Raw genomic sequence first — 12873 nt, 5'->3', positions numbered from 1 at the left:
GCAAGCTCCAATATGCCCATCTTGTTTTTGATGATCTTTGCTTGGGTTGTCATAATACTAATCTCTGTTACGTGTTTTAAATTATCGTAACTGTCAGATTAAATTGTGACTATCTCATATTAAGTCTCTCCGAAGAAGTTCTCCCGGCTCTATTTCTAAGACTTTAGCCAAAACGATTATGATCGAAACACTGGAATTTAATACCCCTCTTTCAATTCTGCTGATAGTACTAAGGCCTATACCGGCCTGGTTTGCCAAAGACTCTTGAGATAAATTTTTTCTAATACGATGTCTCTTCACATTTTCTGCAAGTAGATTCATTGCGTATGGATCTCGGAGTTGCGATGGCACACCTCAAATTTTGCAGATATTTTTTTATTGACTATAGGCTAATTAGCCTATCTTAGTAAAATTCAATCTGGTAAAAAAAGCTTAGTATTAATTGTTCATGAATTCTTTATTTAAAAACAAACGATTCTTATCAGTTTACTCTTTGTGGGTTCTGCTGCATACCTTTTTTCTTTTCTCAAGTACCGAATTTCGAAAATCAGAGTTTTGGCCATTAACAAAATTATCTTATGATGATAGCTATGACATTTCAGAATGGCTGATTTATGTAGTTGGTCCAATAATAATTATCTTCCTCGTTAGTTCATTTACCAGTAATTCGCAATTACCCAATAAAGATGTTTAAGCTATTATTAATCTATTTTATTATAATCCAGGACACAAGTTATCGGGTTTTGGATACAGTCGTTAACGCCACACCTGTTACAACATATTATAGCGGAGGCAATTTACCCGAACCTGTTGAATATAAATTTGACGACCCAGATATAAAAACACCTGCTATTTTCAAAAACCCATATGGGAATGTAATGATAAAGGGCGATAGGACTATAAAAAAAGAAGAAGAAGATAAAAAAAATATCGACGATTTGATTACCACACCAGCAGCTATCAATATTCAAAATAGTAATACTAGTTTTGATTATAAAGCATCACATACAGATCGATTTATTAATTCACCGTGTTACCATGAATTGGGTTTTGATCCGCAGGGCGATATTATACAGCAAGAAAAAGTGTATTCTGATTGCGAAGCAACCAAAGAAAATAAAAATATTTTTGACATTGAAATAATTGTTTTGGTTGTATTAGGCCTTGGGGTCTTACTTTTTTTTGCTCTCTATAAAGAACCAAAAAAAAGTGTTGACGCTGTATAATTATCTACAAAAATTATGGATTAATATCTGAATGGTACTTCTATCACCATCCCCCCCTTGTTGCTGCCGTACTCTTACCCCCCCGACTAATTTATTCTATAATCTCTATATTTTCAATCAAAAAACGTTATTTGAGAGGTGTTTAGGCAATTAGCAGATCGGTAGGTAGTATGCAATAACGGAATTTATTAATCTTTAAATTATTTACACATGCTTACTTTTAACTCTTACAATTTAAGAATCGATCAATCTGGCTCGAAATTTTTAGACCTTGAACTGACATTAACCTATCATTCGCACAAAGTCGTTTTGGTTTACCATTTAGCGGAGGGTAAAGCGCAAGTGAACAGGCAGCGCCTTAAAGGTTCAGATCAAATAAAATATGAAATGTATGATGCCATCAAAACAGTAGCTAAAGTTGCGCAAAACTGGCAGCAATTGGAAGCAGCACTTCTTAAGCAAGGAATACAAACTCATTACAAGTATTTAAGCGGAACTGACAATGTGCAGGGGATTAGCTTTAGTAAGGGCATCACTAAATTTAAAGGTTCTGAAATAGACCGGAGTTTAAGCTACGGCAAATTAAAGCAGCTTATTGAGTTTAATAAACAACATGCGCAGCGGCAACATATTGCTTCAGTAAACGACATAACACTTCCTAACCGCAACTCATTTATTGATACTCACGGAGCGTCTTTATTAGGCAAACTGTTAGAACCCGACTACGACCAGGACACCCCAACACCATTTGAATTATTAAGAACTAAACGTAAACTTAAGAAAGGAAGAAGGATATGAATGATACACTTGAAAAGCTTGAAGCAATAGAGGAAGTATTGCAACAGGTGATCGTGACCATTAACGGTTATGAAAAGAAAGAAGTTAAAATTCCTGAAATAACGATACCTGACTATAAAAAGGAGTTGTGTGATATAAGCGTTCAACTTCATGAACTCAAGCAGAACAGAGACAATGTACTGATTGATAAGCTATCACAACAGATCAAGCAATTGGATTTAACAAATCAGCCTGTAAAGCAATATCGTTTCCTATTATTTCCGGAAACCAACCAGGGCCAATATTATAAAATTGTGTTTGGTCGCCTTATTCCTTGGGGAATACTGTTAACGGGATTAGTCTTCTTATTTGCTCTAGCGCAAAAAGGATTAGACGTTTGGAGGATGCAAGAATACAATCAACAGGCTGACCGATACATCAAAGCATGGAATTATATGAATAACCATGCAGATAGTAAGTTAGTAAGAAAGCGAATGGATGAAGCTTGGGAAAAAGCCAATCAATAATCCATAGCAGAAAAAAGAATAAATATTTCATTTTAAAAGTTCTCTTTTTGTGAACTTTTATTTAAATTTGCATAAGATGAAAATTCATCTGATAAAAAAACAAACGCTTGAAGAGTTTGCGAAGCTTCAACCTCGTAGTAAATCTTCTTTGGAAGACTGGACTGAAAAGTTAAAGCTTGCCGACTGGCAACAGCCCGGCGATATGAAATTCACTTATAACACTGCTGATCTGTTAGGGAAAAGCAGTAACAGGGTTGTATTTGATATTGGCGGCAATAATTACCGGATGATTTGCAAATACGTATTCCGAACAAAGCAGGCACATCTTTTTGTTTGCTGGCTAGGAACCCATGCGGAATATGATAAAGTTTGCAAACAGGGTGAACAGTATACAATTAACCTTTATTAAAGATGAAAACAACAGTTTTAAAATATACCGTCATAAAAAACAAAAGCCAATATGAAGAGTATTGTAACCAATTGGAAGGCTTGTTCTCCGGTGGAGATAACAATGAAATACAGGATGAAGTTGATCTGTTAACGTTATTGATCGAAAAATTCGATGAAGAAAATAACACTTTCAAAGAAAGCGATCCCATTACTTTACTGCGTTCCTTTATGCAGGATCATCATTTGAAACCGCAGCATTTAGTTGATATACTGAGCATTAGTAAAGGTTATGTATCTGATATATTAAACTATAAAAAGGGACTGTCTAAAGAAGTTATTAGAAAACTGGCTGATTATTTCAAAGTTAGACAGGAGGCTTTTAACAGGCATTATAAGTTGGTACCTACTGCTGATACTTACGCTAATCCAGGCTTGATAAATACTTCTAAGCAAATTCACGCAGCTAAACATTAATTTAAAACATTATAGCGAACAATAAAGTACTGCCATAATCGCTGCAGCAAGTTTCTACATTGCACCACGCGCTATTGCGCCGGGTTCCATTTCGTCACCAGCCTCGCTGAACTGCACAGAAATACCTCGTACCTCGGCATACCTGCAAAGACTTGATTAATTATTTCATCATATTCTCACCGCAAGACGCAAAGATAGCCTGCACAACAAAAGCAGTAAAGGGTATATAAATGAGTGCCGTTGTATTTGTTTATTAAGGTAGGCACTCACCCTTGACAGCTTCCGTTGTTTCCGCTTTTGGTTGCTTAAGCGTTGAAAATGGGATGGGTGTTCGGTTATGGCGCTCTATGAAGTCAGTGAGAGTCGGAAGAACTATAAGTTCCAAAAGGTGTAACAAATGAAGCACATCATGCGTTGGAAGGATGAGCCTTTTGAAGTCCCAGCTAGGGCATACTTACTAAGGATTTAAAGTGAAATGAAAATTATACGACCCATTGCTTGGCATGCAAGATGTCATCGGATCGACTCAGATATTCTACACATTTATAGTTTTGAACTCAAAACGCGTTTAAACAAAAAAAAGAGCCTCTTTTCAAGAGGCTCTTACTTCAAAAAACGAAGTAAATCTGGTATTTAATGAGCTGTTTGAATATTTACTCATTTATGATATTGTTACTTTTTTCAAAACATAGATATGCAGCTTCTATAATCGCCTTAAAAGAGCAAATTTATTAACAATAATTTCGGAGTCTGTTACGTCTTAAAATTATCAGTCTTTAAAAGTTATATGCTTTATAAGATCATCTAAAACATGTTTAGCTTCCGCCTCGTCACTTGGTTTGAATTCTATAAAACCAACAAATGCAGTAGTGTTTGCTTTATTTATACAAACAAATTGATAGTGTTTCGTATTTGTATTACCGGAAAAAGCAGACATCACTAAAACTTGTTGATTATTTACAGTTTCCATATAGGAAGAGTAAGAGATGTTTTTAGCCGACATTGCATCAAATCCTTTTTTTAAGTTTATTAAGTGATTAGGCTCTAAAGTTGTTTTTTCAGAATTCAGAGTAATCAAAATATCGTCAACTTTAAAAGTTGGTATAGCGCCGCTTGATTTCATCCGATCGTGCTTGTTGTCATGAAATTTCTCGCTTTCAAACGCCACTATTTCATCTTTTGAGAGCCTGACTAACTTACTTGACGGTGTTATCAGTACTTGTTTATTCAAGTCAATTTGTTGCCCAAAACTGGCCATACCGGTCAGTATACAGGTAATTAATAATAGCAATTTTTTCATTCTTTTAAATATTAAATCGTTGATCAAGGGCAATTATAGGGTAAAATAATAGCTTTTCCATTAGCATCAACAGCGCCTTGTATAGGACTGAAAGTTGCAGCCCCATTTGCTTTTTTATAAACGTTGATGGTATTTCCAAATTTTTGGAATAATGCGGACAAAGTTGCGTCTCCAACCGTAGATCCAGCAGTCGAACTTAGATAAGTTGATCCTTTGTCAGCATAATCCTGATCAAAAGAATTTAAATGAGTAGTTGGATTTATTGGAAGGGCATCAAAAGTGGTCTGCATATTTTGTATGGTAGGCCAGTCCTTTATTGTTACAACATATGTGGCTGTACTGGTAACCACGGTTACCGAAGCATTTTGCTTATATGCATCGACAGATCCGGGAGGTCCGGCGGCAATCAAAGGATTATTTACATTTCTTACAATTGCAAAAACATCATCAGGCGACTCAGCACCACCAGCCGGATGTCCGTGCGTGTATCCCATGGTGTATCCGTTGGTAGCATCCCAGGTAAATGCACTGGGAGTCCATGTTGAATTTGAGTTTTGAGTTGTAATTGACGCTGTCTTCAATGTGTTTCCAGTTAATGAATTGTATTGCAAGTTTGCTCCATATTCATTTCCACTGCTGGAGGTACTGGAAAGAATTGAGGCATTAGTCGTAGGGAAATTAGTTGTGCTTAACCCATTTATGGCACCCTTCTCCGTACATGGATCTTTTGGGTCAGGCGCGCCACCGCCACCGCCACCGCCACCACCACCGCCACCGCCACCGCCGTAAGGTGGATTGTTCGGATCTTCATTACTAGCAGCGCTACTGCTTGAGCTCGAGGAAGCAGAAGGACAACTCATACTAATAAAAGTATAAGTTATGTCGGTAAGCCTGCCGTTTGTATAACCATCCGCCTCCTCGTATGTAACAGTGCAGTCCGCGCCAATATCACCATCTGGCCAGCCTACATAAGTTACCGGTACAATGTCATTAACTTTCAATTTTAATTTTGATAAAGCGATTTGTGCGTTCATTTGAACGCCTTTTACGTTGACCAATGCAGTCTGAGTACTCACCCTTTTGCCATTCTCGAACTTGGCGTTGGATATGCGCATATAATTGATATCATACTCAAAAATACTACCGCTAAAACCACTAGTGGACTGTTTTGTAAAATAATTTGCAATTAAAGCATCCAGGTTGTCGGTTACGTTGTATTTGTTGCCTAAAAATTCAATGATTTCGCCATTAGTAACCTGGCCGCCCGATAGCGTGAATACAAACACACGTCGGATATTGAAATTAATGTTAGCCAAGGTGCGCTCTGGCGCCGGCACCACCAATAACTGCCCTCCGTTGGCTGTCAACGTGTAAGCTTGGTTCCATTTGGCTTTGAGCCTGATCGCTGTAGTGCTGATATGAGTATCATGCCAGATCTGGGCAGACTCAACGGTTGATGATGGTACAGACTGTCCGTTTACAAAATTTTTAACATCCCTCCTGCAGGAATAAAGGATCAAAAAGAATAAAAATAGAATGCTGAGATACGTTAAATGTCTCTTTTTCATAGATAAGGTAGTTTAGGTTAATAAATTACGCGTACTGTAGGGTAATATGCGATGTTGTTTTAAAGGTAAAAAACAAAAAACTCACTTCCAAATTTTTGGGTAAATAAATTTGGTAGTGAACAATGTTGTTAGCCAAAAAGTAATAGTGGACTGTTTAAAAAAAATCAACGAGACATACGGGTCTTTTTATCAATCTTTTAACTAATCGTCGCAAGGATAATTCAATATTGGCGCTGACGAAGCAAAATCACCAATTCCTGCGATAAGAATCCCTTTTTATTTGATAAATAACTCTGATCCGGCCACCCAGCGTGTCTTTTTTCTGGGTGAAACCAATGTCAATGCCTTCGCCATATAATTGTACTTTTTCTACCTTATTATCAACCAATACGTCATTGATACTTTGCCAGTAAAATTCATTGGAAAGATGTATGCTCGAAATATTATAAAAGTTGGCTGCCAGGTAGATATTCAAAATGAAAACTACAACTACTGAAGCCATTGCCAATATTTTGAAGTTCTTTAAGGTCATTTATCTATGTTTTTTATTTTCCATTTTTCAAAATCAGATCTAGATCTGACCTCTTTTCTAAGATGGCTCTTAAGGGTTAAGTTGTTAACCCAAGTGTAGGAATAGTAATGTGCATATGTCATAAAGTACAACATGTAAAGTAAACCGCTGCCTACTACCCATTTCTTTAAATAATTACATTTTAACGCCTTAAGAAATAATATCGCCAATACAAAATACAAACCTATGGTAGCCATGTAGGCGTATCTGTCTGCGACGACAGAGAAGCGAGCTAAAGAAAGCAAATTAATAACCAATAACAAATGAATCGCGAAAAATAGCGTACCAAAAGTTAACCATTTGATTTTTAACCACGTTCGGAAGTAGGCGACTAAAAATGTCATCACGGCTATAGGATAGATCCATAGGTAAAGCGGCACGGCATCGCCTATCTGGAAAGGAAACGGATATAAATAAGAGAGGTTTATCGGAATAACGGTTTTAACGAAATATTCGCTGAAGGTATAAAATGACAAAATAACGCGTTGATAAAGCGGATAGAAATTTGTCGACTCAAACAATTCTTTTCCTTGAGATTGAATCGAAATATATCCAAACAATAAGGAAGCGATAAAAAAGGGCAATTTTTCAAGCCAAACTAATTTATCTTTCAGGGTGCGGGCATAAAAAAAATCTAAAAGTAACAAACAAAGCGGCAGCGTTACGGCTTGTTCTTTTGCGCCAAAAGATATGATAAAGAATAATAGTGTCAAATAGAAGTATAACGTCTTTTTGGCTTCAAGATATTTACAATAGCTATGTACCGCCAATAAGTAAAACAATGCGTAGATAATAACTTTAGCAGCAGAAACCCAAACTACAGGCTCCAGATTAAAGGGTGATATCGCAAATAATAAGGTTGCTATTATGGCAGCCTGCTGGTTTTTTATATTTGTGCTAGATAAAAGCTTAGCGGCTAAAATTTTAAGGAGATAATACACCAATGTGACATTTATTAGGTGTATAAGCAGGCAGCCGATATGATAATACATCGGATCATACCCGAAAAGGCAATACATGCCGGTGTAATAGAACTGATTGACAGGCGCGTACTGGCCACCATAGAATGTGCTGAGAATTGCACATATATTTGTCGAGCTGCCCCCCCCCTCGGTGTAAGAGTTCAATACTGCCCACTGGTCGTCCCAGCCGTGCAGAAATTTGAATTGATAAACTGGCCAGTATACAATGACCACACATAAATAAATGCTTGCTAAATTAATAGCGTCAGGAAAACGCGTATACGTATATGCAAGCCTTTTGGTGAAGGTCATCATAGCAAGGTATAGAATAACAGGATTGGTGAATCATCCAGACAAATCGTCTTTTTAGGATATTTTTTGTTCAGCAAGGTTTTTGATAAGTCCATCTCTGAGGACATCCTCAACCATGTTCTAGGTGAAATAATTGCAATAAATTTATCGCCATAGCTACAGACTGGGACTATGTTATTAAAGTCAGATGCGGCGTCTGTGGCCACATCTATGCCACCTGCTATTATCTTTTTTCTGTTATAGTCACATACTATGTACCCTTGCCTGTTATGGTAAGAAAACTTAAAAAAAGAAAAATGAACGGTATTTGCCACATTAACTAAGTCTGAAACATAGGGAAAAGCATTAAAGTTGTCGAAATCTTTACCTTTCAAAAAAACACTATCGGGCATATTATATTTCCCAAAGTCAAATTTAGTTAATGCAACTATCTTTAACGTATCCACTTTATAGAAGACGTTTTCAAACGCCGAGATAAAAAACAGATGGTCTCCATTTCTTGAAAATTGATCTTCAAAAAAGTATTTAATGCCACTATATATCCGTTTATAAGGTAGCTGCATGTCGGTTTTTTGTGGTCCGCTTATTGATAGTTGATAATTTTCGCTATTTCCATCTCTAGTACTTAGGCCGCTTGTGTAGTAAATGAATCTTTCGCCAGGCAATACCGCGAATTGCACTCCGTGGAAGTTCTGATTAAATGTTTTTAACAAATTTCCTTCGAAATCAAATTTGAAGATCTTACTTTGATTTTTATCCAACACATAAATGGCATCCCCGAAAATGTCAAAATATTGAAATTGGGTATTTTTAATCGTTACACTCTTTTTGAATTTTCCGGCTATATCGAAAAGAATGATTGATTTTCTTTTTCTATCAAGAATGAAGATTGTGCTGTTAACAATCCTTAACTCGTCTATATGAGTAATGACGAACGGCCTGTTTGTTGCCAACCTCACATATCTTAAGGAACTTTTGTTTACAGGTATTTCAAAAGGATGCTCAAATGTTGAGGTATTAATAGCTAGGGTATCTATTGACGCAAAAGTTACCAGGTCTTTTCTGCTTTTTTTACAAGCAGAAAAAGACAAAAGGCAAATCATAATTAAAAAAATATAACGAATTTGCTTTTTTTTCATAAAATAGTGGTCTAGGAATGAGAGCCTGAAATTATTATTTTTTTGACATTTTTAAAAACCTTTCGAATAAAAATCTATCAATGCTGCATGCTTGACCGTATCTTCTCAAATCGAATAAGTAATCTGGGGTTAATTTTTATCCTGTTATTGTATTTTACATGTTGGTGGTTTTACAAATTGAATGTGCTTCCGGGATTACATGGTGACGAAGCCTGGGTGGGCCTAAAGGCTCATGATTATCAAACCCAACCAATCGACCGGCTTTCGGGTATGACTTATTACACCGGGATTTTACAAAGCTTGGTTGCTCAATTATCGTTCAAACTTTTTGGTATCGGGGTTTATCAACTGCGTGTCCCGGGTGCTATCGTCAACTTCCTATCGCTAATTGTTATTGTTTCAACTTTTTTATACTATAAGTTTTACAAAGAAGCTGTGTTGTTTTTGTCAATGTTAGCAGCGTCATCTTTATATGTCATTTCCGCCAGGATAGCCTGGGAAGTAAATACTTTTACGCTGTTCTTTTTAGCTATTTCATTTTCGTCATTAATAGCTATATATACTGCGGTCAACAAAAAAAGGCTGTTATGGGTTTGTTTATTTTGGCTGGCAAATATTTTTGGCTCCTATAATCACATCATTTACTCCTGTATTGGTGTAGCCGGCTTCTTGGGATTGTTATTATGGGCAGTTCAGCGCGGAGCTATATTAAATAGCAAGCTGCTGGTGTTATCGGGCGTAAACGTTTTTAATGTGGCAGCAATATTCCTGCTACAGCGATATAATTTAAATTTTATTTACCTGCATCTTAGCTATTTACCAATATATCTTGTTGTACTTATGTTTCTGGAGGTTTTAATTTATTATAGATTTTCCGATACTTCTGTAACTATTGGATTTTTACCGCTAAAGTTTAATTATTTCTTTACGTCGATTTTGGGGCTTACCTTCGTCTTTTACCACGGTGTAGGCTTTTTTGACGTTCTAAGCCAGTATAAATTTATACTCGAAGCTTACTCTTATGAGTGTTCGTTGGTCTTCCAAACGATCTTTGCAATAGGGGCGGGGTTGTTTGCTTTTTTTGGAGCCAGGCTTTTAGTTAATGATCTAAGAGCAAGTCCAACAGAGAACACCATATTTGCATATATCGTTGTTTGTTATCTGGCATTGTTAGCGCTATACACTACTAAAAACTCACTAAGATATTACTTGGTCATTTACGCCATTTTGTGTTTTTACATGGCATTTAAATTGGATAGAAAATCGCGGACATTAAAAATATTTATCGGTTCGCAGCTGTTGACGATTATTTTGATAAATGCCGCGCTTCTCGACGTATTTACTCATGACCCAATAGCTGTCAGGGCAGTTGACTTCAGAATCGGCAATGGCCAGGAAGAAACGTCGTCAGCGTTTTTGCCAAAAAAGCCGATACTGGATTTCCTTAAAAATAATCATATTTCAAAAATTAACTATATGTGTTATCCATATTTTGTTGAGCAGCCAATCAAATTTTACAAATTAGTTTCGCCATGGTCCGAATCAAAAAATGATAGCGCGTTGATAGATTATGATTATTTAAAATATGGAAGCGGTTTTTTACTGATTAAATCAAAATAGGCATTTCACAGTTATTTCAACTCGTATAACCAAATACTGGCATTATTTAATGAATTATCGTAATACCGATAAATGAATTCTACCAGAGGCGGAATGTTTTGATACGCTTTTACTAAATGGTAATTCTCAAATAGTTTTAAATTTCTTGGACCGGTAAAATCATCTTGAGCTAAAACCAAAAGGTTTGCATCGCCAGGCTGTTTGTATTTAAATAAATTTTCCTTCCAAAACGTTGTAATGTAATGTCTGGTAACAGTTCGTCCGTCGTAAAATGTATTGCAGAGTGGAGGGCCTTCTATATAGGGGTCTGTTCTATCGTTTACAATCAAATTTACATGCCTGTTTTTATAATGACGATGAATGAAATTTGTCACTGCTACCTGGCCAGATGCACCGGTAGAAGCAATTGCTATCAGCCCGGCAGTGTTAAACAGTATTAAAATCACAACCATAATAGTTGACATATATTTCAACCAAAAACCATATTTTTCTTTTACGTATTGATAAGCCGTGATCAAGAATAGCGGACACAAACTTGCTAAGGGAAAAAGAAACCTTAATTCTTTGTGTGGTATGGCGGAATGAACGAGCAAAAAAGGAGTAACTGCCCACAATAAAATATTCCTGGGATCAACCGCCAGCACTATAAAAAATGAGATAAGGATCAGAACGCCGATGGGTCCTGGTGCCTTTATAATATAAAGCAAGAACCAATACCATGGCAGTGTTCCAAATGAGGAAGCGACGTTTTTAACAATGTTGACGTGAAAATAGCTGTAAAAAGTATTGGTGAATTGACCGTATAACCAGCGGTCAATTATAACTCCAATTGTCAAAACCAATATTATTGAAATACCGAATTTAAAAATGTCTTTAATCTTGACTTTGTTGATCAAAATTAGCCAAAGTGTAATCCCGAATACAAAGAGACAAGATTGGTATCTCAACAAAACCGATATGCCCAATAGGATGCCTATAAAAGAAAATCTTTTTACCTCGCCGCGGTTTTTATCTGTTTGTATAACGGCCAGCGTCCAGACTAAAAATAGCCCCGACCATGTCTCAGACGAAAAGCGAACATTTATATAGGGCAAAAACCAAAGAAAAAAGACCAGGAAAAAAAAACTCAGATGTAAATCTTTGGTAATTTTAGACTTGTAACTATTAAAAAAAAGTCTCAGTACCGCTATCGAAACACCACAAGTGATGATTCTTAATATCAATGTCAGGTTATAGCCGTCAGTTTCGCCGAGTAACCGGCAGACTTTAAAGACGATATAGCATATAAACGGCTGTAATCCTGGCCTGATTTTTTCTCTAAATTCCCAGGTCAGTTTGCTCGAATTGATCCAACCCATCTTATAATTCGCAAATTCTACAATTTGAAAATGCTCATCATATTGGTGAAATCCTACGCTGTTTACGGCTACGATCAAATAGACAATAATAACAAGCAGGAGATAAGGCCATGAATTTAACTTCCTGAAGCTAATTTTGAGCAATGGCACGTATTAAACAGAGATTGGGTTTATAATTGTTAAGCGAAGCAGATATGTGATTATTTCCTCCTCTGCTGGCAAATCAGTCTATTAGACTTTCATGCAAATATATAATTTATGATGAAAGAATTGTGCGATTTTATACCTGAATTTATTTACAGTGTGTTTACTCACCAGTTGTCTGCGCCAGCTATTGATTTTTGGCAAAGCAAAATATTGGTGCAACCCGATTGTGCGCCGAATAAGTCACCCAACAATTTAGTGCATAAAACTTTAAACATCACAATAGGTACTGTGCATTCGGTAAAAGGTGAAACGCACCTGGAGAAAATTCAGCACGCTAGCATTCAAAAAAGCACTTACATTACATTGTAAGTGCTTTTTTATTCTAATGGCTAAACCACCGCCTTTGGCGGTAGGTCATGGGTGGAGGCTATGCCAGAAACCACTATCTTAGTATTTGTGACGAAATACAGGAAATTATCTCATAGCTTTTACTATTGTGTGT

Annotated in this window: 14 protein-coding genes; 7 read left to right on the top strand and 7 right to left on the bottom strand. The window is 36.5% G+C overall.

The features are described from left to right. Nucleotides 1-114: 114 nt before the first annotated feature. Complete coding sequence (locus tag LJ658_RS20615; RefSeq protein ID WP_370633103.1) at nt 115-321, bottom strand: helix-turn-helix domain-containing protein; 207 nt, start codon at nt 319-321, stop codon at nt 115-117. 365 nt (nt 322-686) lie between these two features. Between LJ658_RS20615 and LJ658_RS20325 the strand changes: the two genes are divergently transcribed. From LJ658_RS20325 to LJ658_RS20305, 5 genes are all read left to right on the top strand, one after another. Beyond that, nucleotides 687-1226, top strand: coding sequence for a hypothetical protein (locus tag LJ658_RS20325; RefSeq protein WP_230548394.1), 540 nt, complete (start codon nt 687-689; stop codon nt 1224-1226). Nucleotides 1227-1436: 210 nt separating this feature from the next. Next, the gene (locus LJ658_RS20320) at nt 1437-2024 is read left to right on the top strand and encodes a hypothetical protein (protein WP_230548393.1); all 588 of its coding nucleotides are present in this window, start codon (nt 1437-1439) and stop codon (nt 2022-2024) included. Further along, entirely contained in the window at nt 2021-2530 is a 510-nt protein-coding gene (locus LJ658_RS20315) for a hypothetical protein (RefSeq protein WP_230548392.1), read from the top strand. Before LJ658_RS20320 ends, LJ658_RS20315 begins: the two co-directional genes overlap by 4 nt. 76 nt (nt 2531-2606) lie before the next feature. After that, nucleotides 2607-2939, top strand: coding sequence for a type II toxin-antitoxin system HigB family toxin (locus tag LJ658_RS20310; RefSeq protein WP_230548391.1), 333 nt, complete (start codon nt 2607-2609; stop codon nt 2937-2939). Between the two features lie 2 nt (nt 2940-2941). Further along, nucleotides 2942-3394, top strand: coding sequence for a type II toxin-antitoxin system HigA family antitoxin (locus LJ658_RS20305; RefSeq protein ID WP_230548390.1), 453 nt, complete (start codon nt 2942-2944; stop codon nt 3392-3394). Nucleotides 3395-4163: 769 nt separating this feature from the next. Here the strand turns inward: LJ658_RS20305 and LJ658_RS20300 are convergent. From LJ658_RS20300 to LJ658_RS20280, 5 genes are all read right to left on the bottom strand, one after another. Beyond that, complete coding sequence (locus LJ658_RS20300) at nt 4164-4694, bottom strand: hypothetical protein (protein ID WP_230548389.1); 531 nt, start codon at nt 4692-4694, stop codon at nt 4164-4166. Between the two features lie 23 nt (nt 4695-4717). After that, nucleotides 4718-6262 (bottom strand): hypothetical protein, encoded by a 1545-nt coding sequence (locus tag LJ658_RS20295; RefSeq protein ID WP_230548388.1) that lies wholly within the window; start codon nt 6260-6262, stop codon nt 4718-4720. Nucleotides 6263-6509: 247 nt separating this feature from the next. Next, entirely contained in the window at nt 6510-6794 is a 285-nt protein-coding gene (locus LJ658_RS20290) for a hypothetical protein (protein WP_230548387.1), read from the bottom strand. After that, entirely contained in the window at nt 6791-7777 is a 987-nt protein-coding gene (locus tag LJ658_RS20285) for a hypothetical protein (protein ID WP_230548386.1), read from the bottom strand. Before LJ658_RS20285 ends, LJ658_RS20290 begins: the two co-directional genes overlap by 4 nt. Before the next feature lie 329 nt (nt 7778-8106). After that, nucleotides 8107-9246 (bottom strand): 6-bladed beta-propeller, encoded by a 1140-nt coding sequence (locus LJ658_RS20280; protein ID WP_230548385.1) that lies wholly within the window; start codon nt 9244-9246, stop codon nt 8107-8109. A 183-nt stretch (nt 9247-9429) separates the two neighbouring features. On the opposite strand from LJ658_RS20280, the gene LJ658_RS20275 reads away from it, so the two are divergent. Continuing rightward, on the top strand, nt 9430-10866 hold the full coding sequence (locus LJ658_RS20275) for a hypothetical protein (protein ID WP_230548384.1): 1437 nt from the start codon (nt 9430-9432) through the stop codon (nt 10864-10866). Nucleotides 10867-10877: 11 nt separating this feature from the next. Here the strand turns inward: LJ658_RS20275 and LJ658_RS20270 are convergent, their stop codons facing one another. Next, entirely contained in the window at nt 10878-12374 is a 1497-nt protein-coding gene (locus LJ658_RS20270; protein WP_370633102.1) for a hypothetical protein, read from the bottom strand. A gap of 108 nt (nt 12375-12482) precedes the next feature. On the opposite strand from LJ658_RS20270, the gene LJ658_RS20265 reads away from it, so the two are divergent. Beyond that, entirely contained in the window at nt 12483-12740 is a 258-nt protein-coding gene (locus tag LJ658_RS20265) for a hypothetical protein (protein WP_230548382.1), read from the top strand. Nucleotides 12741-12873: the final 133 nt, after the last annotated feature.

The organism is Mucilaginibacter sp. UR6-11 (genome assembly GCF_020880695.1).
In the GTDB taxonomy this organism is placed as follows: Bacteria; Bacteroidota; Bacteroidia; order Sphingobacteriales; family Sphingobacteriaceae; genus Mucilaginibacter.
Note: the sequence above shows the minus strand (reverse complement) of the source record. Positions and strands in the feature narration are given on the sequence as shown.

Bases quoted from the DNA above. Each gene is read 5' to 3' on its own strand.
- LJ658_RS20300 (WP_230548389.1), bottom strand. From the start codon at position 4,694: ATGAAAAAATTGCTATTATTAATTACCTGTATACTGACCGGTATGGCC.
- LJ658_RS20305 (WP_230548390.1), top strand. From the start codon at position 2,942: ATGAAAACAACAGTTTTAAAATATACCGTCATAAAAAACAAAAGCCAA.
- LJ658_RS20615 (WP_370633103.1), bottom strand. From the start codon at position 321: ATGAATCTACTTGCAGAAAATGTGAAGAGACATCGTATTAGAAAAAAT.
- LJ658_RS20315 (WP_230548392.1), top strand. From the start codon at position 2,021: ATGAATGATACACTTGAAAAGCTTGAAGCAATAGAGGAAGTATTGCAA.
- LJ658_RS20295 (WP_230548388.1), bottom strand. From the start codon at position 6,262: ATGAAAAAGAGACATTTAACGTATCTCAGCATTCTATTTTTATTCTTT.
- LJ658_RS20320 (WP_230548393.1), top strand. From the start codon at position 1,437: ATGCTTACTTTTAACTCTTACAATTTAAGAATCGATCAATCTGGCTCG.
- LJ658_RS20280 (WP_230548385.1), bottom strand. From the start codon at position 9,246: ATGAAAAAAAAGCAAATTCGTTATATTTTTTTAATTATGATTTGCCTT.
- LJ658_RS20325 (WP_230548394.1), top strand. From the start codon at position 687: ATGTTTAAGCTATTATTAATCTATTTTATTATAATCCAGGACACAAGT.
- LJ658_RS20310 (WP_230548391.1), top strand. From the start codon at position 2,607: ATGAAAATTCATCTGATAAAAAAACAAACGCTTGAAGAGTTTGCGAAG.
- LJ658_RS20290 (WP_230548387.1), bottom strand. From the start codon at position 6,794: ATGACCTTAAAGAACTTCAAAATATTGGCAATGGCTTCAGTAGTTGTA.
- LJ658_RS20265 (WP_230548382.1), top strand. From the start codon at position 12,483: ATGATGAAAGAATTGTGCGATTTTATACCTGAATTTATTTACAGTGTG.